The 22550-nt window shown below is 68.7% G+C and carries 19 protein-coding genes; 11 read left to right on the forward strand and 8 right to left on the reverse strand.

The window, feature by feature from the left end; genetic code table 11:
* The first annotated feature begins 4 nt into the window (after positions 1 to 4).
* Positions 5 to 2182 (forward strand): 4-alpha-glucanotransferase, encoded by a 2178-nt coding sequence (gene malQ / locus HCU62_RS09415; protein ID WP_169755587.1) that lies wholly within the window; start codon positions 5 to 7, stop codon positions 2180 to 2182.
* A 12-nt stretch (positions 2183 to 2194) separates the two neighbouring features.
* On the opposite strand, the gene HCU62_RS09420 is transcribed toward malQ, so the two are convergent.
* A complete protein-coding gene (locus tag HCU62_RS09420; protein ID WP_163299932.1) occupies positions 2195 to 2836 on the reverse strand; it encodes an SOS response-associated peptidase in 642 nt (213 codons plus the stop codon).
* A gap of 209 nt (positions 2837 to 3045) precedes the next feature.
* Here HCU62_RS09420 and HCU62_RS09425 point away from each other — a divergent pair, with 209 nt between their 5' ends.
* From HCU62_RS09425 to HCU62_RS09470, 10 genes are all read left to right on the forward strand, one after another.
* On the forward strand, positions 3046 to 5730 hold the full coding sequence (locus tag HCU62_RS09425; RefSeq protein ID WP_169755588.1) for a bifunctional acetate--CoA ligase family protein/GNAT family N-acetyltransferase: 2685 nt from the start codon (positions 3046 to 3048) through the stop codon (positions 5728 to 5730).
* Positions 5727 to 6701 carry an arginase family protein gene (locus HCU62_RS09430; RefSeq protein WP_169755589.1) on the forward strand — a complete coding sequence of 325 codons (975 nt, stop codon included), beginning with the start codon at positions 5727 to 5729 and terminating at the stop codon, positions 6699 to 6701. Before HCU62_RS09425 ends, HCU62_RS09430 begins: the two co-directional genes overlap by 4 nt.
* A 23-nt stretch (positions 6702 to 6724) precedes the next feature.
* Positions 6725 to 7390: a CBS domain-containing protein gene (locus HCU62_RS09435; RefSeq protein WP_246325422.1), complete on the forward strand. Its 666-nt coding sequence runs from the start codon at positions 6725 to 6727 to the stop codon at positions 7388 to 7390.
* Positions 7380 to 9512, forward strand: a complete 2133-nt coding sequence (locus HCU62_RS09440) for an acetate--CoA ligase family protein (protein ID WP_163299385.1) — start codon at positions 7380 to 7382, stop codon at positions 9510 to 9512. Before HCU62_RS09435 ends, HCU62_RS09440 begins: the two co-directional genes overlap by 11 nt.
* Positions 9509 to 10585: a phosphotransacetylase family protein gene (locus tag HCU62_RS09445; protein WP_169755590.1), complete on the forward strand. Its 1077-nt coding sequence runs from the start codon at positions 9509 to 9511 to the stop codon at positions 10583 to 10585. Before HCU62_RS09440 ends, HCU62_RS09445 begins: the two co-directional genes overlap by 4 nt.
* A 155-nt stretch (positions 10586 to 10740) precedes the next feature.
* On the forward strand, positions 10741 to 11259 hold the full coding sequence (locus HCU62_RS09450) for a DsrE family protein (RefSeq protein WP_163298438.1): 519 nt from the start codon (positions 10741 to 10743) through the stop codon (positions 11257 to 11259).
* 43 nt (positions 11260 to 11302) lie between these two features.
* Positions 11303 to 11818, forward strand: a complete 516-nt coding sequence (gene tpx / locus HCU62_RS09455) for a thiol peroxidase (RefSeq protein ID WP_163298439.1) — start codon at positions 11303 to 11305, stop codon at positions 11816 to 11818.
* A gap of 31 nt (positions 11819 to 11849) precedes the next feature.
* Entirely contained in the window at positions 11850 to 12371 is a 522-nt protein-coding gene (locus HCU62_RS09460) for a ferritin-like domain-containing protein (RefSeq protein WP_163298440.1), read from the forward strand.
* Complete coding sequence (locus HCU62_RS09465; RefSeq protein WP_163298441.1) at positions 12361 to 14070, forward strand: 2-oxoacid:acceptor oxidoreductase subunit alpha; 1710 nt, start codon at positions 12361 to 12363, stop codon at positions 14068 to 14070. Before HCU62_RS09460 ends, HCU62_RS09465 begins: the two co-directional genes overlap by 11 nt.
* 12 nt (positions 14071 to 14082) lie before the next feature.
* Entirely contained in the window at positions 14083 to 14934 is an 852-nt protein-coding gene (locus HCU62_RS09470) for a 2-oxoacid:ferredoxin oxidoreductase subunit beta (RefSeq protein ID WP_163298442.1), read from the forward strand.
* Between the two features lie 24 nt (positions 14935 to 14958).
* Here HCU62_RS09470 and HCU62_RS09475 read toward each other — a convergent pair whose 3' ends face one another.
* From HCU62_RS09475 to HCU62_RS09505, 7 genes are all read right to left on the reverse strand, one after another.
* Positions 14959 to 16197, reverse strand: coding sequence for an NAD(P)/FAD-dependent oxidoreductase (locus HCU62_RS09475; protein ID WP_163298443.1), 1239 nt, complete (start codon positions 16195 to 16197; stop codon positions 14959 to 14961).
* A 255-nt stretch (positions 16198 to 16452) separates the two neighbouring features.
* Complete coding sequence (locus HCU62_RS09480; protein WP_163298444.1) at positions 16453 to 17487, reverse strand: glycosyltransferase family 4 protein; 1035 nt, start codon at positions 17485 to 17487, stop codon at positions 16453 to 16455.
* A 140-nt stretch (positions 17488 to 17627) separates the two neighbouring features.
* Complete coding sequence (locus HCU62_RS09485) at positions 17628 to 18497, reverse strand: glycosyltransferase (protein WP_163298445.1); 870 nt, start codon at positions 18495 to 18497, stop codon at positions 17628 to 17630.
* Between the two features lies 1 nt (position 18498).
* On the reverse strand, positions 18499 to 19422 hold the full coding sequence (locus HCU62_RS09490; RefSeq protein WP_163298446.1) for a glycosyltransferase family 2 protein: 924 nt from the start codon (positions 19420 to 19422) through the stop codon (positions 18499 to 18501).
* Entirely contained in the window at positions 19409 to 20665 is a 1257-nt protein-coding gene (locus tag HCU62_RS09495; RefSeq protein ID WP_163298447.1) for a glycosyltransferase family 4 protein, read from the reverse strand. The genes HCU62_RS09490 and HCU62_RS09495 overlap by 14 nt, the downstream gene beginning before the upstream one ends.
* A complete protein-coding gene (locus HCU62_RS09500; RefSeq protein WP_163298448.1) occupies positions 20662 to 21495 on the reverse strand; it encodes a class I SAM-dependent methyltransferase in 834 nt (277 codons plus the stop codon). The genes HCU62_RS09495 and HCU62_RS09500 overlap by 4 nt, the downstream gene beginning before the upstream one ends.
* A gap of 28 nt (positions 21496 to 21523) precedes the next feature.
* On the reverse strand, positions 21524 to 22468 hold the full coding sequence (locus HCU62_RS09505; protein WP_163298449.1) for a glycosyltransferase family 2 protein: 945 nt from the start codon (positions 22466 to 22468) through the stop codon (positions 21524 to 21526).
* Positions 22469 to 22550 lie beyond the last annotated feature (82 nt).

Raw genomic sequence — 22550 nt, forward strand, 5'->3', positions numbered from 1 at the left:
CGCCGTGGATCCGAATCTCCTCCGGGACCTCTCCGACCTCTGCGGCATCGAGCCCGGCTACCACGACATCTGGGGGCGGTGGCACGAGACGCCGGACCGGACCCGGCTCGGGATCCTCGCCGCCATGGGGATCGACACCTCGGACGAGGCCGCCCTGCGCCGGGCGGCCGCCGATCGTGCCGCCCGTCCCTTCCGCCGGGGCCTCGACCCCGTGGCCGTGGTCCGGGCGGGCGAGCGGCCCCGCCTGGAACTCCGGCTCCCCGAGTCGGCCCTCGGCACCGCCTACGAGTGGGTGCTCGTCGAGGAGGGCGGCCGGGTGCGCGGCGGCCGGATCCACCCCCTGGACCTGGAGGTGGTGGAGCGGGTGGAGACGGACGGGCGGACCTGGGCCCGGTGCCGGTTCCGGCTCCCCGCGCTGGCCGGGCCGGGCCGGCACCGGCTGGAACTCCGGCCGCTCGGGGCCCTGGCCCCGCGGCCGGCCCCGCTCTGCCTGGTGGTCACCCCCGGGGCCTGCCTCGGGCCGGAAGCGGTGGTGGGCGGCGACCGGGTCTGGGGCCTCGCGGTCCAGCTCTACGGCCTCCGGAGCCGGCGGAACTGGGGGATCGGCGACTTCACGGACCTCGCCGCCGTGGTGGAGTGGGCCGCCGGGGCCGGGGCCGACCTCGTGGGGCTCAACCCCCTGGGGCTCCTCTTCCCGGCCGAACCCGAGCGCGCCAGCCCCTACAGTCCCTCCCACCGGGGGCTCCTGAACCCGCTCTACATCGACGTGGAGGCCGTGGAGGAGCTCGCCGAGTGCGCCGAGGCCCGCGGGCTGGTCTCTTCCCCCGCCTTCCGGGGGGAGATCGACGCCCTGCGCCGGGCCGAGTTCGTGGACTACGCCGGGGTGGCCCGGGCGAAGTTCCGGGTGCTCGAACGCCTGTGGGCGCACTTTCGCCGCCGGCACCTCGATCCGCCGAGCGCCCGGGGCCGCGAGTTCTTCGCCTTCTGCGCGGCCGGGGGCGACGAACTGCTCAAGGCCGGGCTCTTCGAGGCCCTGGCCGCCCATCTGTCCGCCGCCTCCTGGCGGGCCTGGCCGCCGGGCTTCCGTTCGCCGGATGCCGAGGGGGCGCAGGCGTTCCTCGAGCGGCACCCCGACCGGGTGGCCTTCCACCTCTACCTCCAGTGGCTGGCGGAGCGGCAGCTTGCCGCCGTGCGCCGCCGGGCCCGGGCGGCGGGCCTCCGGCTCGGCCTCTACCTCGATCTCCCCGTGGGCGTGGACGGCGGCGGGGCCGAGGCCTGGGGGGACGGGTCATGCTGCGTCCCGGGGGTGGGGGTGGGCGCCCCGCCGGACGACTTCAACCCCGGGGGACAGGGCTGGGGGGTGGTCCCCTTCGACCCGGCGGCCCTCCGGGAGGCCGGCCACGGCCCCTTCGCCCGGGTGACCGGGGCGAACCTCCGGCGGGGGGGTGTCCTCCGGGTGGACCACGTCATGGGGCTCATGCGCCTCTTCTGGGTGCCGGAGGGGCTTGCCCCCGCCGAGGGGGCCTACGTCCGCTATCCCTTCCGCGAGCTGCTGGGGGTCCTGGCCCTCGAGAGCCGCCGCCACGGCTGCGTGGTGGTGGGGGAAGACCTCGGGACCGTCCCGGACGAGGTCCGGGCGGCGCTGGGACCCGCCGGGGTCCTCTCCTACCGGGTGCTCTATTTCGAACGTGAAGGGGACGGCGCCTTCAAGGCCCCCGGGGCCTACCCGGCCGGCGCCCTGGCCGTGGTCTCCACCCACGATCTCCCCACCCTCCGGGGCTGGTGGACGGGCCGCGACATCGCGCTCCGGGAGCGGCTCGGGCTCTTCCCGGACCCGGGCCTGCACGCCGCCCAGGCCGCGGCCCGGTCCGCGGACCGGCACCGGCTGCTGGAGGCCTTGCGGCGGGAGGGCCTGGCCCCGGATGGCGCCGCGGCGACGGAGGAGGTCCCTCCCTGGCTGGCCGTGGCCGTTCACCGGTACCTCGCCCGGTCCGCGGCCCGGGTCTTCATGGTGCAGTTGGAAGACCTGGCGGGCCAGGAGGACCAGGCGAACCTGCCCGGCACCCCCGACCGGGCACCCAACTGGCGGCGCAAGCTCCCCGTGGACCTCGAGGCGCTCCGGGACGATCCCGGCGTCCGGGCGCTGCTCGAGGCCGTGGACCGGGAGCGGCGGGCCACCTAGGGCCGCGCGGGTTCATGCCGGGTCCGCCGGCTCGATGCAGGCCGGGACGTCGTTGGAGGGGTCGTTGACGAGGCGCGGGGCGGGCCGGATCTCCCAGCCCGTATCCAGGGGAGAGGCCAGGAGGGTCGAGAGCCGTTCCGGCGGCGCGGCGGGGTCGAGCCAGGCGGCGTAGTCCTCCGGGCGGATCACCACCGGCATGCGGTGATGGATGCCGGCCAGGACGCCCCGGGCGGCGGTGGTCACCAGGACGCAGGCCGGGCCCTCCCCCGCCTTCCCGGGCTCCCAGAGCCCGGCCACGGCGAAGGGGCCGCCGTCCGGGCGCCGGGCGAGGAAGGGCCGCCGCTGCGCCCCCTCGCCCGACCACTCGAAGAAGCCGTCGGCGGGCACGAGGCACCGCCGGTGCCGGAAGGCCGCCCGGAAGGCCGGCCGCCGGTCCAGGCCTTCGGCCCGGGCGTTGATGAGGCGCCGGCCGCCGCGGGCCCATGCCGGCCGGAGGCCCCACCCGAGGGTCACCAGGCGCGGCCCCGGGCACACCACCGGGACCGGCTGAGACGGCGCGACGTTGTAGCGCGGCGAGAGCTCCGGCGTCTCCCGGAGCCCGAAATGGCGGGCCAGGAGGGGCGGGGGCGTGGTGAGGGTGAAGCGGGCGCACATGGTCGGGGCGTTCCTTGGCCGGGCGGGCGATGGCGCCGCGCCGGCTGGCCGAGACATCTTACCCGGATCGGCGCCGGGCCGCCCTCCTGCGGGGCCCGGGCGGCCCGCCGGCCCTCCGCCCTTGCGGGGCGCCCGGCCGGCGCGCATAATCGACAGGGCGGCCCGTGCCGGGCCGCCCGGACGGGAGCGGTGCCATGGGCCTTCGCGCCATGAGATCCCTCTTCGAGCCCTCGGCCGTGGCGGTCCTCGGCATCGGGGAGGGTGCGGCCGACCCGGGCCGGCGCGTGGTGGAGAATCTCGCGGCCTCCGGGTTCAAGGGGGCCGTCTATCCCGTGCGGCCGGGCGGGGGCGAGGTGGGGGGGGTCCCGGCGGCCGCGGATCTCCGCGAGATCCCGGGGCCCGTGGACCTTGCCGTGCTCGCCGGGCCGCCTCCGTCGCTTTCGGGGGACATCGAGGCCTGCGGGGCCGCCGGGGTGGGGGGCGTCCTGGTCCTCGCCCCGGACGTCCGGGACCGGGTCCCGGACCCGGAGGCCCTCTGCGCCGATATCCGCCGGCGGTGCGCCCGGCACGGCATGCGGTGCATGGGGCCCAACTCCCTGGGGTTCATCCGCCCGCGCCTGGGGCTCCACGTGAGCCCGGCCGCGCCCCGGGCCGTCCCCGGTCACCTCGCCGTCATCTCCCAGAGCAGCACCCTGGCCGCCGCCCTCCTCGACCACGCCGCCGCCCGCCACGTGGGCTTCAGCACCTTCGTGAGCCTCGGTGCCCAGATGGACGTGGACTTCGCGGACCTCGTGGACTTTCTCGGGGTGGACGCCGAGACCCGCTGCATCGCCCTCTACCTCGAGTCCGTCACCGACGGCCGCCGGTTCATCCGGGCCGCCCGCTCCTTCGCCCGGACGAAGCCCCTCATCGTGGTCAAGGGCGGGCGGACGGAGGCCGCCGCCCGGATGGCCTTCACCCACGCCGGCACCCTGGCCGGGGAGGATCGGGTCTACGACGCCGTCTTCCGCCGGTGCGGCATGATCCGGGTGGACGAGGTCCTGGACCTCTTCCACGTCGCCGAGGCCCTGGCCAAGCAGGCCCCGCCCCCGGGCGGGCGGCTCGCCATCGTGACCAACGGCGGCGGCGGCGCGGTGCTCGCCACCGACGCCCTGGCCCCCGGCGACGGGACGCTGGCGGAGCTGGCGCCGGAGACCCTGGACGGGATCCGCCGGGTGATGCCCCTCCACTGGCGGGCCGGGAACCCGGTGGACCTCCTCTCCGACGCCCCGGCGGAGCGGTACGCGGCGGCGGTGGCGGCCTGTCTCGCCGACCCCGGCTGCGACGGGGTGCTGGTGGTCCTGGCCCCCCATCCCGCGGCCGACCCCGTGGCCGCGGCCGGGGCCGTGGCCGAGGTGGTCGGCCGGCGCGGGCGAAAGGTCCTGCTCGCGTGCTGGATGGGCGGCGAGGCGGCGGCCGAGGGGCGCCGCGTGCTGGCCCGGGCCGGGGTCCCCGCCTTCGAGGCACCGGAGCCGGCGGTCCGGACCTTCCGGTACCTGGTCCGGTACCGGGAGAACATCCGGCTCCTCTACGAGACCCCGGCGAACCTCCTCGAGGACTTCCGGCCGGACCAGGAGGCCGCCGCCGCCGTCTTCGAGGCGGCCCGGAGAGAGGGGCGGACGGTGCTCACCGAGATCGAGGGCAAGCGGGTCCTTTCGGCCTACGGGATCCCCTGCCGCCGGACCCTCCTCGCCCGCACCCCGGACGAGGCCCTGGCCGCGGCCCGGCGGCTCGGCTTCCCCGTGGCCATGAAGGTGATCTCGCCCGAGGTGGTCCGGAAGGTGGAGGTGGGAGGGCGGCGGCTCCACGTCCGGGAAGGGGAGGTGGAACGGGTCTTCGAGGAGATCCGCGGGGCGCTGGCCCAGGCGGCCCCCGGGGCGCCCTTCCTGGGGGTGGCCGTCCAGTCCATGACCCGCCCGCCGGGGCAGGCCCTGGCCTTCGGGGCCCGGAAGGATCCCACCTTCGGGACCGTCATCGTCTTCGGCGCCGGGGCCGACGCGCTGCCCGCGGTCCGCGACTGCGCCGTGGGGCTGCCGCCCCTCAACCAGACCCTGGCCCGGCGCCTCCTCGAGCAGACGCGGACCTGGCGCTTCCTGGAGGGATGCCGCCACCCGGCCCTGGACCTCGCCTTCCTCGAGGTGGTGCTCCTGCGGTTTTCGCATCTCGTGACGGACTTTGCCTGCATCCGCGAGGTGGAGGTGAACCCCTTCTACCTCCGGGAGCGGGAGGGGGTCTGCCTGGACGTCCGGATGGTGCTGGAGGCCGAGTCCCCTCCACGGGGCCGGCCCGGGGGCTGCCCGCCGCACCTTTCGGTCTGCCCCTATCCCTGCCACCTCACCGGAACGGGACGCCTCGCGGGCGGGCGGCCCTATACCGTGCGGCCCATTCGGCCCGAGGACGAGCCCCTGATGCAGGAACTCTTCCAGACCTTCTCCCCGAGGACCGTGCTCATGCGGTTCTTCCAGCCGCTGGCCGAGATCACCCACGAGGAGATGATCCGCTACTGCCACGTGGACTACGACCGCGAGATCGCCCTGGTGGCCGCCGTGCGGGACGGGGGGCGGGAGCGGCTCATCGGCGTGGGCCGCCTCGTGGTGCTCCCCGACGGGGAGACCGCGGAGTATGCCGTGGTGGTGGGGGACCCGTGGCAGCGGCAGGGGGTCGGCCGGCACCTCACCGCCAGGTGTCTCGACATCGCCCGGGACCAGGGCCTGGCCCGGGTCCGGGTGGAGGTGCTCCCCGGAAACCGCGCCATGATCTCACTGGCTTCGGGGTTCGGTTTCCGGCGCGTCCCCACGGGCGACCCGGACCTCGTCCGCCTGGAACTCGACCTCCGCGGGGAGGCGGAGGCGTGACCGGAGGCCCGCCCCGTTTCCGGCCCCTCGCCGTGGTGAACGATGCCCGGTGCCTCGCCCACGACACCGGGCCGGACCACCCGGAGGCCCCGGCCCGGGTCGCGGCGATCCTCGACCGCCTGGCGGCGGGGCCGCTCTCCGGCGTCCTGCGCCGGGTGCGACCGCGGCGCGCCGGGGTGGAGGACCTCCTGGCCGTCCACGACGAGGGATACCTCCTCCGGTTCGAGGAGGCGTGTCTGTCCGGGGCCTCGTACCTCGACCACACGGACAACCGGTTGTGCTATGATTCCTACGAGGCGGCTCTGGTGGCGGCCGGAGCGGGTCTCACCGGGGTGGACCTCATCGAGGGGAACGTCTCTCCCCTGGTCTTCTGCGCGGTCCGCCCCCCCGGACACCATGCGGAACGGGCCATGCCCCTCGGCTTCTGCTTCCTGAACAACGCGGCGGTGGCTGCGGCCTACTGGCGGCGGCACCACGGGCGCCGGATCTTTATCTTCGACTTCGACGCCCACCACGGAAACGGCATCCAGGAGGCCTTCGACGAGGAGCCGGACGTGTTCTACTCCAGCATCCACGAGCATCCCACCTACAGCTTCCCCGGGACGGGCTACGCGGAGGACCGGGGCACCGGGCCGGGCCGGGGGGCCACCCTGAACGTACCGCTCCCCCCCGGGGCCGGGGCGGCCGATGTGGCCCGGGCCCTCGAGTCGCAGGTGGGGCCGGCGGTGGCGGCCTTCCGCCCCGACGCCTTCCTGGTGGCGGCGGGTTTCGACGGCCACGCGGCGGACGACATGTCGGGGCTCGCCTACGACACCGGCCTCTTCGGAACCCTGGGGCTCCACGTGGCGGCCTGGGCGGCGCGGTGGGCCGGCGGCCGGGTCCTGTGCCTCCTCGAGGGAGGCTATCACCTCGAGGCCCTCGCCGCCGGGGCGGAGGCGTTTCTGGCGGGACTGGCTCTGGAGGCCGGCTGAGGCCCGGGCGGAGGAGGTGGCGGATGTCCATGTACGTGGCGGACCACATGACCCGTGACCCCGTGGCGGTGGGGCCCGATCTCTCCATCGCCGAGGCCAGGTCCATCCTCGCCTCCCGGGACTTCCGCCACCTCCCGGTGGTGGAGGCCGGGGGGCGGCTGGTGGGCGTGGTCACCGACCGGGACCTGCGCTCGGCCTATCCCTCCACGGTGCTTCCCGAAGACCGGCGGCGGGCGGCCCTGGCCGAGGTGGAACGCACCCCGGTCCGGCGGGTCATGAGCCCCGATCCCGCCGTTCTTTCCCCCCTCTCCACCCTGGACGACGCCCTGGTCCTGCTCGACCGGCTCCGCGTGGGTGCCCTCCCGGTGGTGGAGATCGGGGGGCGGCTGGTGGGGATCCTCTCCATCCGGGACCTCATCCGGGCCTACGGGCGGCTCTTCGGCCTGGGCGAGAAGGGCGGGGCCCTGGTGGCCGTCCGCGACACGGGGGAGGCGGACCTCCTCACCCGCATCGTGCACGTCCTCGAGCGGGAAGGGGTCTCCTTCACGCGGCTCGTCCGCCCGGGGCCGGAGGCCGGGCGGGGGCGCGTCTACGTCCGGGTCCGCACCTTGAACCTCAGGGCCGTCCACGCGGCCCTGGCCGCCGCCGGGCTCGAGGTGGTGACGGAGGGGCGGCCGGATGTCCCCTGAGGCGCGGCGGAATCTCGAACCCCTCATGGCGCCTCGGGCCATCGCGGTGATCGGGGCCTCGCGGGACCCGGCCAAGCTGGGCCACGCCGTCGTCCGGAACATCCTGGAGAGCGGGTTCCCGGGCGAGGTCTATCCGGTCAACCCCAAGGCGGGGGAGATCCTCGGCCGCCGGGTCTTCGCCGACATCGGGTCGGTCCCCGGCCCGGTGGACCTCGCCGTGGTCACCACCCCGGCGGTCACGGTGCTCGGGATCCTGGAGGCCTGCGGGAAGAAGGGCGTGGGGGCGGCGGTGGTGATCTCGGCCGGTTTCCGGGAGACGGGCCACGAGGGGCTCGAGGCCGAGCACCGGATGCGGGAGATCGCCCGGGCCTACGGCATGGTGGTGGTGGGGCCGAACTGCCTCGGGGTCATCGATACCCTCGCCCCGTACAACGCCTCCTTCGCCGCGGGGATGCCGCGGAAGGGGCACATCGCCTTCATGTCCCAGTCCGGGGCCCTCTGCACCGCGGTGCTCGACATGTCCCTGGGGCGCGGGGTGGGCTTTTCGCGCTTCGTGAGCCTGGGGAACAAGGCGGATCTCGACGAGGTGGACTTCATCGAGGCCTGGGCGCGGGACGGGGCCACCCGGGTGGTCATGGCCTATCTGGAGGGGATCGGCGACGGGCGCCGCTTCGTGGAGGCGGCGCGTCGGCTCACCCGGGAAAAGCCCTTCGTCGCGGTGAAGTCCGGGACCACCGCCGCCGGCTCCCGGGCCGTCAGCTCCCACACCGGGACCCTGGCCGGCAGCGAGCGGGCCTACGAGGCGGCCTTCCGGCAGGCGGGGATCGTGCGCGCCGCCTCGGTGGAGGATCTCTTCGACGTGGCCGTGGCCTTTTCCCGGCAGCCGCTCCCCGGGACCGGGGGCGTGGCGGTGGTGACCAACGCCGGCGGGCCGGGGATCATGGCCACGGACGCCGCCGAGCGGGCGGGGCTCGCCCTGGCGGCCCTCGCGCCCGCCACCATGGAGGCGCTTTCGGCGGCGCTGCCCCCCGCCGCCAGCGTCCTGAACCCCGTGGACGTCCTCGGCGACGCCACGGCGGAACGCTACCGGCGGGCCCTCGAGATCGTGGCCGCCGATCCCGGGGTGGGGGCCCTCCTGGTGATCCTCTCTCCCCAGGTGATGACCCGGGCCGCGGAGACGGCCGAGGCGGTGGCGGACGTCGCCGAGCGGTCCGGGAAGACCGTCCTCGCCTGCTTCATGGGGGAGGCCCACGTGCGGGAGGGGGTGGAACTGCTCGCCCGGCGCGGGGTCCCGAACTACCCGGTGCCCGAGCGGGCGGTGCGGGTCCTCCGGGCCATGGCGGACCAGGCCCGTCGGCGGGCGGCGCCGGAGCCGCGGATCCAGCGCTTCGACATCGACCCGGCGGCGGTGGCCGCCGTGCTGGACCGGGCCCGGGCGGCGGGCCGGCTCGAGATAGGGGAGGCCGAGGCCCGGGCGGTGATGGAGGCCTGCGGGATCCCGGTGCCGCCCTCGCGGCTGTGTGCCACGGCCGACGAGGCCGTGGCCTTCGCCGAGTCGGTCGGCTACCCGGTGGTGATGAAGATCGCCTCCCCGGACATCCTCCACAAGAGCGACGTGGGCGGGGTGCGGCTCGGAGTGGCCGACGCCGGCGACGTGCGCGACACCTTCGACCTCCTCACCCTTCGCACCATGCGTCGTTTCCCCCGGGCGGAGATCTGGGGCTGCCTCGTCCAGAAGGAGGTCCGCGGCGGGCGCGAGGTGATCGTGGGCATGAACCGCGACCCGCAGTTCGGCCCCCTGGTCATGTTCGGCCTCGGGGGGATCTACGTGGAGGTCCTCCGGGACGTGGTCTTCCGCCTCGCCCCGTTCTCCCGGGAGGAGGCCGAGGCCATGGTGGGCGAGATCCGGTCGGCGGCCCTGCTCCACGGGGTGCGGGGCGAGCCCCCGAGGGACATGGGGGCCTTGGTGGAGGCCCTGCTCCGGGTCTCCCAGCTGGTGACCGACTTCGAGGAGATCGTGGAGATGGACATCAACCCCCTGGTGGTGTTCGAGGAGGGCCGCGGGGTGGCGGGGATCGACATGCGCCTCGTGATCTCGGGCGAGAAAGGGAGGAATCGATGAGCCGGAAGCTGTACGTGGTGTCCACCCAGAACGACGCCGGGAAGAGCCTCCTCTGCGCCGGGCTGATCCGCCGGTTCCGGGTCGACGGCCGCGCCGTGGGGTACTTCAAGCCCGTGGGGACGGAGGCGGCCCCGGCCGGCCCCGTGGACGTGGACGAGGACGCGGTGTTCTTCCGCGGTCTCTTCGACCTCCCCGACGCCCTGGAGGACCTTTCCCCGGTGCTGCTCGACGGCCGCCGCGTGGAGCGGATCCTGGCCGGCGAGGTCCTGGACGGGGCGGGCCGGGTCCGGGCCGCCGGCGAACGGGTGGCCCGGGGACGGGACCTGGTGGTGGCGGAAGGGGGCGGCAGCCTCCGGGAGGGGTGGGTGGCGGATCTCTCCCCGGTCCAGGTGGCCGAGCTCCTCGAGGCCCGGGTGCTCGCCGTGGTGCCCTACCTCTCGGAGCTCCAGGTGGTGGACGACCTCGTGACCGCCCGGGTCCGGTTCGGCCCGTCCCTGGCCGGGGCCGTGGTGAACCGGGTGCCCGGCCACCGGCGGCCCCTGGTGGCGGAGCGGATGCGGCCCTTCCTCGCGGAGCGGGGCATCCGGCTCTTCGCCGTCCTGCCCCGGGACCGCCTGCTCCAGGCGGTGAGCGTGGGCGAGATCCTCGAGGGGCTCGGCGGGCGGGTCCTCTGCGCCCGGGACCACATGGACGCCCTGGTGGAGCACCTCATGGTGGGGGCCATGAGCGCGGAGAGCGCCCTGGCCTACTTCCGCCGCCGGCCGAACAAGGCGGTCATCACCGGGGGCGACCGGCCCGACATCCAGCTCGCCGCCATCGAGACCTCCACCCGGTGCCTGGTGCTCACCGGGAACCTCCACCCCCCGGCTCCCATCCTCGGCAAGGCCGAGCAGGCGGGCATTCCCATCCTCCTCACCCCGCACGACACCCTCACCGCCGTGGAGATCATCGAGTCCTTCTTCGGCAAGGGCCGCTGGCACCAGGCGGAGAAGGTCCAGCGGATGGAGGAACTCCTCGCCGGCGAGCTGGACTTCGACGCGCTCGCCGCCGCCCTGGAACCGGGAGGCGCCTAGGCGGCCCGCGGGGAGCCCGCTCGGAGGCCTCCGGTTGACGCCGGTCCTTGGAATGCCTACAAAGAAGACAGGTCGTCGCCGAAGCCGGCGCCGCCCGGTCGCCGTGGGGGAGGCGCCGGGCGGGCTCGTTCCCGCCCCGGAGAGAGGTGCCCGCCGTGAAGCACGTCCGCCCCGCCCTGTTGGTGCTCTTCCTCGTCTCGGTCCTCTTTCTTCCGTCTCCCCGGGCCCGGGCCGGGGAACGGCTCTTCCTGGTCCATGCCAAGACCGCCATGAAGCTCGACGACGCCCAGGTCTGCGCCGTCCCCAACGTGGTCATGGCGGCGCTGGCCAAGGGATACCGGGTGGTCGTGCTCTTCGACGCGAGCGGGGTGACCCTCGTCCGCCGGGGCGGCCTCTTCGGCGGCGACCGGACACCCCTCGACAAGGCGCGGCTCCCGGAGCGGGAGCGGCGCACCCTGGCCGCCCAGTTCGGCCTCGCCCCCGGGGACGTGCCCCGGGACTACGGGGCCTACTTCCACGAGCTCGCCCGCCGGGGGGTCCGGCTCGTGGCCAACCGGACCATGATGCTCCTCTACAAGATCGGCGAGGACGAGATCGACCCGGGGGTGAAACCCGTGAGCCTTTCGGAGATGGCCGCCCTCTTCGCGCAGGCCGACGTCTACGTGGCCTACTGAACGCGGCCGGCCCGGCGCCGGCCGACGACGAAGGAGAACGCCCATGGAAGAACGGACCGGTCTCGTCACCCTCTTGGGGAATCCCGTCACCCTGCTGGGGCCGGAGCTGCGGCCGGGGGACACCGCCCCGGACGCCGTCCTGGTGGACAACGACCTCAAAGAGGTGCGCCTGTCCAAATTCGCGGGCCGGGTGCGCGTCTTGGCCTCCGTGCCCTCCCTCGACACCCCGGTCTGCGCCATGGAGACCCGGCGGTTCAACGCCGAGGCCGGGGGGCTGGGCGAAGGCGTGGTGGTCCTCACGGTGAGCATGGACCTCCCCTTCGCCCAGAAGCGATGGTGCGGGGCCGCCGGGGTGGACCGTGTCGTCACCCTCTCGGATCACCGGGAGGCCGCCTTCGGGCTGGCCTACGGGGTCCTCATCAAGGAGGTCCGCCTGCTCGCCCGGGCCGTCTTCGTGGTGGATGCCGGGGGCACGATCCGCCACGTCCAGTTGGTGGAGGAGGTGGGGGAGGAACCGGACTACGAGGCCGTGCTCGCGGCGGCCCGGGCCCTGCTGTAGCCCGCGAGGTCAGAACGAAAGGGGGTTCACCATGGCCAGAGACGCCATCGACATGTTGTGCGCCGTGCTGGAGCTGGAAAAGAGGGAGCGGCGGTTCTACGAGGAGGCCGAGGCCGCCTGCCCAGATCCCGTGGGGAAGGAGGTCTTCCGGATGCTGCTCGCGGAGGAGGAGGACCATGCCGCCCATGTCGAGGCCCTGCGCCGCCGGTTCGAGACCGGGGAGGGCTGGAGCGAGGCCTGCCTCCTCGAGGGCCCGTCCGCGGATGCCGCCGCGGCCGTCCGGCATGTGGCCGAGCGGCATGCCGAGGCCCTCAGGCGCGGCATGGACAAGGTGGCGGCCCTGGGGGTGGGCATCGAGATGGAGGCGGCCAGTGCGGCCTTCTACGAAGGGCTCCTCGAGAAGGCCAAGGATCCCTTCGAGCGGCGGTTCCTCGAGGAGATGGCCCGGGCGGAGCGCCGCCACCACCTGATCCTCACCGACCTCCAGTACTACTACGAGGACCCGGAGGGCTACTTCATGGAGAAGGAGCACAGGGGGCTCGATGGCGCCTGAAACCGCTGGCGGGGCCGAACGCCCCGAGGTGAACGTCCTCGTCGGCGGAGAGGCGGGCCAGGGCCTCGTCACCGTGGGGCGGCTGCTCGCCAAGTCCCTGGTCCGCTCCGGCTACCACATCCTGGTCACGCAGGACTACCAGTCCCGGATCCGGGGCGGGCACAACACCTTCGGGGTCCGGGCGGGGGTGGCGCCGGTCCGGGCGCCCGCGGAGGGCGTGGACCTTCTGGTCGCCCTGGACGGGGCCACCGTGGCCCTGCACCGGCCGGAACTCCGGCCCGGCGGCCTGGTGGTGGCGGATGCCGCCGCCGGGGTGCAGGTGGAGCCGGGGCTCGAGGTGCCTTTCGCGGAGCTCGCCCCGGCCCAGGCCGCCAACGTGGCGGCCCTCGGGGTGGCCGCGGCGGTGCTCGGGCTCGATCTCGAGGTGGTGGCGGGGGCGGTCTCGGATCTCTTCGGCGCGAAACACCCGGAGGCCGCGGAGGCCAACCGGCGGGCCCTGGCCGCCGCCCACGCCTGGGCGGTGGAGCGGGGGGCGGCGGGGGCCGTCCGGCTCGCTCCGCCCGAGCCCGCCCCGGATCGCCTCATGCTGAACGGCAACGAGGCCATCGCCTACGGGGCCCTCTCCGCCGGCCTCCGGTTCCTCGCCTTCTACCCCATGACCCCCTCCACCTCGGTGGCGCTCACGGTGGCCGCCCATGCCCGGGACCTCGGGGTGATGGTGGAACAGGCCGAGGACGAGATCGCCGCGGTCAACATGGCCATCGGCGCCTCCTTCGCCGGTGCACCGGCCATGGTGACCACGTCCGGTGGCGGCTTCGCCCTCATGGAGGAAGGGGTCAGCCTCGCCGCCATGACCGAGACGCCCCTCGTGGTGGTGGTGGCCCAGCGGCCGGGACCGGCCACGGGCCTTCCGACCCGCACGGAGCAGGGCGACCTGGACCTGGTGCTGCACGCCGGGCACGGGGAGTTCCCGAGGGCGATCCTCGCCCCCGGGACGGTGGAGGAGTGTTTCGAGCTCACCCACAAGGCCTTCCACCTGGCGGAACTGGCCCAGGGGCCGGTCTTCGTCCTCACCGACCAGTTCCTGGCCGACTCCGACCGGGCGGTGGCGCCCTTCGACCTCGCCGCCCTCCGGCCGGTGGAGCCGGGGGCCGGGGTCATGCCGCCCGGCGGGTCGTACCGGCGGTACGAGGTGACCGAGAACGGGGTCTCGCCCCGGCTGCTGCCCGGGCTCACGCCGGCCCTCGTGGTGGCGGACAGCGACGAGCACACCCCGGACGGTCACATCACCGAGGATCTCGGCGTCCGGGTGCGGATGGTGGACAAGCGGCTCCGGAAGGCCGGGCTCCTTCGGGCCGAGACGGTGCCCCCCGAGTACCAGGGGCCGGAGGATCCGGATCTCCTGCTGGTGGCCTGGGGTTCCACCGGGGGCGCCGCGGTGGAGGCGGCCGAGGCCCTCACCGCCGGGGGGCGGCCCGCCGCGGTGCTGCGGTTTCGCCAGGTGTGGCCCCTGGTCCCGGAACAGTTCTCGGACCGGTGCCGCCGGGCGCGGGAGGTTATCTGCGTGGAAGGCAACGCCACCGGCCAGTTCGAGCGCCTGCTCCGGTGCGAGGCGGGGGTCCGGGTGTCCCGGAGCGTCCGGCGTTACGACGGGCGGCCCGTGACGCCCGGCTACATCCTGCGGGCCCTGGGGGCCTGAGGGGGGAGCGGCATGGTAAGCGTCGAGGACTACGGGAAATACGAGACGGCCTGGTGCCCCGGCTGCGGCAACTTCGGGATCCTCAACGCGGTGAAGGCGGCGCTCGCCGGGGCGGGGATCGCCCCCCACCAGGTGCTTTTCGTCTCGGGGATCGGGCAGGCCGCCAAGACCCCGCACTACCTGAACGCCAACGTCTTCAACGGCCTCCACGGGCGGCACCTCCCCGTGGCCACCGGGGCCAAGCTCGCCAACCGGGATCTCGTGGTCATCGCCGAGAGCGGTGACGGCTGCACCTACGGCGAGGGGGGGAACCACTTTCTCGCGGCCGTCCGCCGGAACGTGGACATCACCCTCCTGGTGCACGACAACCGGGTCTACGGGCTCACCAAGGGGCAGGCCAGCCCCACCACCGACGAGGGCGTGGTCACCAAGGCGCAGCCCTTCGGGACCGCCTCGGCGCCGTTCAACCCGCTGGCCGTGGCGGTGGCCCTGGGGGCGGGCTTCGTGGCCCGGGGCTACGCGGGGGACGTGGACCACCTGGCCGGGCTCATCCAGGCGGCCGTCTCCCATCCCGGCTTCGCCCTGGTGGACATCCTCCAGCCCTGCGTCTCGTTCAACCCCGTCAACACCTACGAGTGGTACCGGGAGCGGGTCTACCCCGTTCCGGACGATCACGACCCGGCGGACGCCGAGGCGGCCATGCGCCTGGCCCGGCAGTGGGGCGACCGGATCCCCCTCGGTGTCCTCTACCGCAACGACCGGCCCACCTTCGAGGCGCACTTTCCCATCCTGGAGGACGGGCCGCTGGTCGGCCGGCGGCCGGACTACGAGGCGCTCGGGGCGGCCCTGGCCGCCCGCCGGTAAGCCGCGGCCTCTCCGGGGCGCCGGTCAGGTTCTTCCCGTGAAGGGGAGGTACGTCACGGCCCGGAGCCGGATGAGCCGGGCGGCGAGGTCTTCCACCTCCGGCCAGGCCAGGCCCGCTTCTTCCCCGATCTGCGAGAGGGTGCGCCGTCCGTCCATGAGGGCCCAGGCGGCGGCCGCGCCCGGTTCCGGGCACTGCCGGAGGAGCGGGAGCGGCACCAGTTCCGGCCGCGGGCGGAAGGGGTCGTCCGGCCCCGCGGGGAGGTCCGGGTCGCCGAAGTAGGCGAAGAGGGGGGGCTCGGCCCCGTACTTCGCGCGGCACACGTAGCGGTAGGCCGAGAAGGCCGCCTCGATCCCCTGGCCCAGGGCCACCGCCGCCGAGAAGGGCGGGCCGGTGCAGTCGCCGGCGGCGAAGAGACCCGGCCGCCGCGTGCGGCCCCTCGAGTCGGCGCGGACGAAGCCGGCGGGCCCGGCAGGCTGCCCGGGGAGCCGGTCCGCCCTCCGGCATTCCAGGCTGTTGAATTCCACCACGACGAGGTCGGTCTCGAGGACCTGGACCCGTCCCTCGGCATCGCGGTAGCAGAGGCCCGAGACGCGGCCGCCGCCCTCGAGCCCGGCCAGGCGCCCCGCGTGGAGCGGGAGCCCGCCGGCTTCGGGCGGATCTTCCCCGGCCGCGGGCACGAAGAGCCGCGTGCGGGGGTTCATGGCCCGGAGCCTGGGCCAGAGGCGTGAGACTTCCATGCTCCCCAGCACCACCGGGGCCCGCGCCCGGGAGAGGTGTTCCTCGAGGCGGGCGAAGACCAGCCTGCGGCTGCCGAAGGTGGCGGTCACCCCGCGTTCCCAGAAGTCGGCGAGGTTCCGGAGATCCATCATCCCCGTGGCGAGGATCACCGAGAGGGCGCGGAGGACGCGGCCGTCTTCCAGCCGGAGGCGCCAGGTGCCGCGTCTCCGGTGGAGGGCGGTCACCCGGGCGGCGATCCTCGGGGCGGGCCAGCGGGCGAGGTCCGCCGTGAGCCGTTCCACCAGGCCGCCGGAGGGAAAGGCCAGCGAGGGGCCGGTGAGGATGCTGTTGCCCAGGGCGGCGAGGCCCCCTGCGGGCCCGGAATTGACCAGGGCAACGGAGACCGGGACGGCGGGGTGGGTCTTCTGCCACCGGAGGCGGACGGCGGCCGCCAGCCCGGCCGGCCCGGCGCCGACCACTGCGACGTCCACGTCCCACCCCCCCGCCGGGGGCCAGGAGAGCTCGGGGAAGGAGGAGGGGGTCATGAGGTGCTCCACATGCGGGTGCCGAGTGGCAGGGGTTCGATGTGATGACACGACGGGGGCCAAGGGCGATGGATGTTCGGGGGTCGTTTTTTGTGGCTTTGTGTTCGGCTGCCGGCGTTTTCGGGTGCGAAGGACGGCCCGGGGAGTCTGGCCAGAGGATCTTCGATGGCGACTTGCATCTTGGCGGCAAGGATCGGAAGGCCACGGGCCAGCATTTCAGATACAGATATGGGTGTTGCCTCCATAGAGGAACACTCAACCGTCGTCCCGACCCGCTAGGACCTCTTTGAGCACGGCGAGGTAACGTGTGGCGTTGCGCTCCTCGCTGAATTCGCTTACGGCGCGGACGCGGCCCCTTTCTCCCATGGCCCGGCACAGGTCCCGATCCACGGCCAGTCTGCGGCAGGCCTCGACAAAGGCGCCGACGTCGCCGGTGGGGCAGAGGATGCCGGTTGCGCCGTCGACGACCAACTCGGGGATAGCGGTATTGTCAGAGGCGACCACGGGTTTCCCGCAGGCCATGGCCTCCAGGGCCACGTAGCCGAATCCCTCGAAACGGGTGGGGAAAAGCAGGGCATCGCATCCCCGGTACTCCCGGAGTAGTTCCGCCTCGGAAAGTCTGCCCAGGGGCACCATGTTCTTCGGCCATGTGCCCTTGTTGCTGGATCGGAGGCCGGCGGTGAACCTAAGCTGGAAGTCGTCTCCGAGCTCGGCCATGATCGGGGCCAGGAGATCGGCCCCCTTGCGGCGGATGAGATTGCCGACGAAAAGCAGACGGAAGGGCCGCTCCTCTGTTCGGGCCGAATGGTCTGCGGAAACGTCCTCTCGGGGCGTGAAGCGTTCGGTCGGAAGCCAGAGAGGAATAGCCAGGACCCCCCCTAAGCCGAAGGCTTGCCTCAGGCTGCTGGCGGTGTATTCGCTGACAGCCACCACCCGGTCCGCAGCCCTGAAGGAAGCGGCCTCGAACCGCCGGATCAGGGCGGTGTGGTAGATGTGCTGGGCCAGATTCTTGTAGGGTCTGAGTGCCGGGTCGAGGACACAGTGGTGTTCCACGACGACCAGGGGGATGCCGGGACGCTTGAAGGCAAAGGCGTTCCAGGAGTTTGCGAGCACAATATCGGTGTTCTTGGGGGGCGCCACCCGGGAGAGCAGGAAGGGGGCCTGCTCAAAAAGGTGGTCGAACCACGACACTTCGACATCCACCCCCAACCGCATGAGTGCTGGGGCCAAGCGCTCGACGAAGACGTCGGCTCCGCTTCCCGTCCGCAACGTCGGCAGCCAGAGTTTCATGTGGCTGCCCTCCGTGTTTCTGATGGCGTCGCCCCAGGTTGCCAAATGCCGATTCTTTGCGGATTTTTCCGTCGTTGCGACGTACTATTGGCCCGCCTCATGCGTTGCCATCTATTTGACCGTTTTTGCGGAGGCATCTATTATTTCTTGCGTGGACGAACGGGCAAAGGGAACGGCGCAAGTCCGAAGGCTGCCAGAGGCGAAATGCTCCGATATTTAATGGCCCTGAAAAGAGCCCTGGCGCTCAAGACGAGGCTCTTACCCAGCAGGGCCCGAAAAACGTCCCAAAAGCCATCAGACAGGCAAAAAGAGAGGCGCCAATGAGCCCTGGCCATGTTGTATTCATAAAAGAAGGATCCCTTCCTTGTCGCGGCACTGCCCGCATGCTCAACGATCACCTCCTTGGCGAGGATGATCGGGACATTTTCCCGGGCCGCACGAAAACAATACTCTAAATCTTCCCCATACATGAAAAACGATTCGTCAAAGTAGCCGACCTTCTCCAAGAGATCTCGATCGAAGGCAAGGGCGCAACCGGTCAGATAAAAGAGGAAACCTTTTCCTTGCCACCAAGGCCTCTCGGTGATCAGGCCGAGATACTTGTGGTAATACCTCCCCCGGCAGACCTCTCCGCCCCAGGCAATGGCCGGCGCGATGAGACTCCCGGGGTGACGGGCAAAGGCGTCGGTGAGAACGGGCCCGGCGCCATCCAGCAGTACGGCATCATTGTTCAAGACCAGGAACCTGGAAAAACCATCGGAAAGCGCTTCGCGCAAGCCTAGATTGACGCCGGCGGCGAATCCGAGGTTCTCCGGCGGGGAAAGCAATATGACGCCTTTATCTTCCCGGTACTTGTCCTGGAGTTTTTCTTTTTCTTTGAGGTCGGCTGAATTGTCGACGAGGTAGATGTTTGCTTCCAAGCTTCTTTTGACGGAATTCACGCAGGCGAAGGTGGCTTCGCTTCCAAAATAATTAAGAATAATTACAGCGGTACTCGATTTATTAATCACGTTAAGGTTTCATGAATCTAAGGTAACGGGATATCTTTTTATAGAAAGAGTAAAATATATATGTAATAGGATAGCATTCCTTTATTATATTGCTTGCTTCCAAACGAAATGCTTCGTCAACAATGCGTGAACTCATTCCCGAATCATTGAATATGGATACACATACCGGCACATAGACAAACTTTATATCCTTCTTGGCGTAAAGTCTCAAGTTGAGGGCATAGTCGGCCAAAACCTTGTACCTGGTTTCAAAAGAAAATTCCTTGAATGCGAAAGAAGGATAAAATATGGCTTGATGTGGAATGTTTTTTGTTATAAGTTTTATCAAGTTAAACTTACCACCATACGTCTTCCCGCTGCTGGAAAACTCTACGTTCCCGTAATATAGATTTTTCGGATTGTCCATTATCTCGGCGAATTGCCCGAGGCAGTCGAGAAGTATGTCATCGGCGCCGAGAAATAATATCCAATCCCCGGAAGCCTTCTTGACGCCCTTGTTCATGGCGTCATATATTCCTTCATCTTTTTCGCTTATCCAGTAGTCAATTCTGTTTTCATATTTCTTTATTATCTCTAATGTATTGTCTGTTGACTTTCCGTCAACAATAATGTATTCGATATTTTTGTAAGATTGATCTAAAACACTTTTTATGGTCTTTTCTATTGTTCGTCCGCCGTTATAAACGACCGTGATGATCGAGATCAGCGGTTTGACAGGCCAGCGGCTTTTTTTGCGTCGTCCGGTGACGTTGAGGCCGCCCTCTTTTCTGGCCTCGTCAGCTGGCGTAGAAACAGAAGCCACGGGAATTCCTTGGGACAGGATGTGTTGTCCTGGGGATTTTGCCATGCATTTTTGGTGATGTGCCTTTCGGTATTTCTCGAAGCCTGCATCTATCCGGGGTCGAGCAGCCCTACGCCGCGCCATGCCTGCCCTGCTCTTCCTGCGCCTGCTTATACCAATCTATATACCGCGGTATTATGACTTTTTCACTGAAGCGGCTCACAGCCGCCGCCCTGGCGTGCGTGCGTAACATCCGGTGGCGTTCCCGGTCGACGAGTACCCAGCTGATCCCTTCGGCCAAGTCTTCGGTGTCGAACGCCCGGGCGAGGTAACCCGTGCGCTTGTGTTCGACGATGTCTGGCAGGCCGCAGGTGTCGAAGGCCACAACGGGAGTGCCGCAGGCCAAGGATTCCACACCGGTATTGGGCAGGTTGTCTTGGCGTGACGGGATCACCAAGACATCAGCGGCGTTATAGAGCAAGCACAGGCTGATGTCATCATGCAAGTGGCCGATGTAATGAACAGGGAAGCCGGGTTCCGGAGGCCTGTCCGGGGCCGGTTGGCCGAACACCACCAAATGCAGCTTTTCCATCTTTTCATGGAGGTGCGCCAGGGCGTCGAGCAGCAGGTCGAACCCCTTACGCGGGTCACGCCCACCGTCCATGGAGCCGAACAGCACGAGCGGCGTGTCCGCCGGCAATCCCAAGAGTGACCGCGCCATCGCCTGGTCCAGCGGCCGCCAGCGGTCGATGTCGATGGGGTTGGGTACCACCGTCACCGGCCAACCATGCATCAGGGCGCTTTCGCGCACGCAATCAGCCAACCATCGGCTGGGCGTGGCGATGTGCAGCGGGCGGCGCCAGTGCGTGCGCTTTCGCCGCCAGGTCCAGCGGTTGAGGTCGAAACCGGATTCATGGGGCGGGCGATTGCCACGCCGGTATCCCTCGCGCCAGCGGCAGTCCTCTGTGTAATGCTCCGCCCCGCAGAAGGCCCACATGTCGTGCAATGTCCAGACGATGGGTTTCCGGATACGAGCGAGGTCCGGGATCGAGAGCATTTCGCCGCAGATCCAGTGCAGGTGGACGACGTCGGCGTCGCCGGAGTTGATTCGGTCTGGCCATCGCGAGGGGAGAATGGCGGGCGAATGTAAGACCGGGTTACCTGTCCTGAGGATTCCCGTGGCCAAGGCGCCTACACGCGGGCGGAGAGCCGCCAGAGTTTTTCTCCATGTGCCAAGCGGACCGCACACCGATGGTTCGTTCGAGTTGGCGTGATCCACGCATAAACGCGAGCGGAGGCCGTGCTTAAGCAAAGCATGATGGATTCGGTAGGCCGCGCGTGCTGCACCGCCGGAGAGGTCCGAGTAATTCAGGTGGTGAATGTTCATCCGGGTGATATCCACTTGGCGAGTCGGCCCAACTCCTGTCTTACGATGTTGAGAAGGGGGCCGATCCACTCTGAGACGCGTTCGGCGCGGCGGGCGGATTCCAGATCCAGTGTTGCATCCTTTCGAAAGACGAGTGCGTGTTCGGCTCCAGAGATACTTTCCACAAAGGCCAGCCCCATGGCTTGCATCACATGGGGAAATGTGAACCGCAAATGGAATGTCTTGGGCAGATGGCACTGGATGACCGGATAGAAGCAGTTGGCAAAAATCGCGGTTCCACCGGGGCGTAGCAACGAGCACAATTCAAAGGCCTTTTTTACCGGATCTTCGAGGTGTTCCAAGACGTCCTGGGCGATCACCAGGTCGGGCAGAGAAATTTCCGAAAGACTTGTGACAAATTTGATCCTACGTTCATTTTTCAGCATGAACAATGCCAGTGCCGAAGGATACGGCTCGACAATCACCACCTCGGTTTGAGGGTCGTGGTGCACAATTTCTTGAGCCAGAGCGCTCAAACCACCCCCATAATCTACCACTAATTTCACGCCAAGGTTGTGAATGTATTTTGCGATGGATTGGCGGTGCCCCCGAGATGTGGGGTCGGACTGCGTAAAAAGACCGTTCATTAACCAGACAGGGTGGCTGTAAAATGCATCAATTGGTTGCCCAGATAAGGGTCGAGAATTATCCAGGCTAAAGCTTTCCCAAATACGGTCTATCTCCTGCCAGACCCACTCAACGGAAGGGATCACCGTGGGGAGCGTCGCCAGATATTTTTTCGTCTGAATATCCAACCCTTCTTCAGGTATCCGTATGCCCCATATCTTCATGCGAACTTGAACCACCTGGATTTTACTTCTACCTCTTGCTTAGTCCTGGAATATTTCCAGGAATAATTTCTTTTATTTTTCTGGCAATTCGCTTTTTTAGTCTTATGCTTCCACTAAATATGTTTCTTTCTGTAAATTCCTCTGCAAAATGTAGTTTATAAAATCCGCTTGGGTGGCTAAGCGGAAAGTCCATAGGCTGAACGGGGAGACAATGGAATGGCCCTTTGGACCTACAATTGGTAGCATCGTGCCCCACACCAATATTTGTCACAAGGTTTTTGGATGGAATTATGGTCATCATGTTATTTATCTGCATCGATAGGAACATTTTGTAATCCCAGTGATTCTTTCTTCCTTCATACATGTCGTTAAATAATCGTTTCCAGTATTTCTTTTCCATCTTGCTTCTGAAAACATGGTCAAATCCATAAGTGAGGAATTCTGGCCAACTGGACATATCAAGGTCTACCAGCTGCCACGTCCTTTTCCATGTGGCCCACCCCCATATATGGTTATATTTTGAAAAATAATAGCTATAAGGGTAACTTTTCATGCCTGAAGTTATAAAGTTGTTTCCGCTGATCATCCCGATTCTGAGATCGTTTCTATATCTCTCCAGGAGTTCTTTGCAAAACATAAAGAATGATACGTCTGGAACGCAGTCATCTTCCAGTATGATCGCTTCGTCTACGTTTTGGAAAACCCAAGATATTCCATCGCTTGTGCATTTATAGCTTCCTTTGTTAGTTTCTGAGTAGTTTTTGTGCAGTTCACAATCCCAGTCTATAGAGTCGTCTATTATTTTTCGCGCTTTTGAGCAATTAACTACGTCTTCGTTATTGTCTTTTCGGGGCCCATCAGCCGTAACATATAGATATTTTGGCCTTACCTGTCTGAGGGCGTCTAATACCAATTTAATGGTTTCGGGCCTATTAAATATGTGTAATGAGACTGGCACATCAAATTCTTTCATTTATTGTAACCTTCTTGAATATTCTTTTTCGTGTTGCTTGTTTGCAATATCATTCAGATTTTATCGTTTGTTTGGTGACATT

Source organism: Dissulfurirhabdus thermomarina (genome assembly GCF_012979235.1).
GTDB lineage: Bacteria > Desulfobacterota > Dissulfuribacteria > Dissulfuribacterales > Dissulfurirhabdaceae > Dissulfurirhabdus > Dissulfurirhabdus thermomarina.

Coding starts and splice junctions, on each gene's coding strand:
- HCU62_RS09475 (WP_163298443.1), bottom strand. CDS start 16,197: ATGACCCCCTCCTCCTTCCCCGAGCTCTCCTGGCCCCCGGCGGGGGGG.
- HCU62_RS09505 (WP_163298449.1), bottom strand. CDS start 22,468: ATGAAAGAATTTGATGTGCCAGTCTCATTACACATATTTAATAGGCCC.
- HCU62_RS09425 (WP_169755588.1), top strand. CDS start 3,046: ATGAGATCCCTCTTCGAGCCCTCGGCCGTGGCGGTCCTCGGCATCGGG.
- HCU62_RS09465 (WP_163298441.1), top strand. CDS start 12,361: ATGGCGCCTGAAACCGCTGGCGGGGCCGAACGCCCCGAGGTGAACGTC.
- HCU62_RS09445 (WP_169755590.1), top strand. CDS start 9,509: ATGAGCCGGAAGCTGTACGTGGTGTCCACCCAGAACGACGCCGGGAAG.
- HCU62_RS09435 (WP_246325422.1), top strand. CDS start 6,725: ATGTCCATGTACGTGGCGGACCACATGACCCGTGACCCCGTGGCGGTG.
- HCU62_RS09460 (WP_163298440.1), top strand. CDS start 11,850: ATGGCCAGAGACGCCATCGACATGTTGTGCGCCGTGCTGGAGCTGGAA.
- tpx (WP_163298439.1), top strand. CDS start 11,303: ATGGAAGAACGGACCGGTCTCGTCACCCTCTTGGGGAATCCCGTCACC.
- HCU62_RS09420 (WP_163299932.1), bottom strand. CDS start 2,836: ATGTGCGCCCGCTTCACCCTCACCACGCCCCCGCCCCTCCTGGCCCGC.
- HCU62_RS09480 (WP_163298444.1), bottom strand. CDS start 17,487: ATGAAACTCTGGCTGCCGACGTTGCGGACGGGAAGCGGAGCCGACGTC.
- HCU62_RS09440 (WP_163299385.1), top strand. CDS start 7,380: ATGTCCCCTGAGGCGCGGCGGAATCTCGAACCCCTCATGGCGCCTCGG.
- HCU62_RS09490 (WP_163298446.1), bottom strand. CDS start 19,422: ATGGCGCGGCGTAGGGCTGCTCGACCCCGGATAGATGCAGGCTTCGAG.
- HCU62_RS09470 (WP_163298442.1), top strand. CDS start 14,083: ATGGTAAGCGTCGAGGACTACGGGAAATACGAGACGGCCTGGTGCCCC.
- HCU62_RS09500 (WP_163298448.1), bottom strand. CDS start 21,495: ATGAAGATATGGGGCATACGGATACCTGAAGAAGGGTTGGATATTCAG.
- HCU62_RS09495 (WP_163298447.1), bottom strand. CDS start 20,665: ATGAACATTCACCACCTGAATTACTCGGACCTCTCCGGCGGTGCAGCA.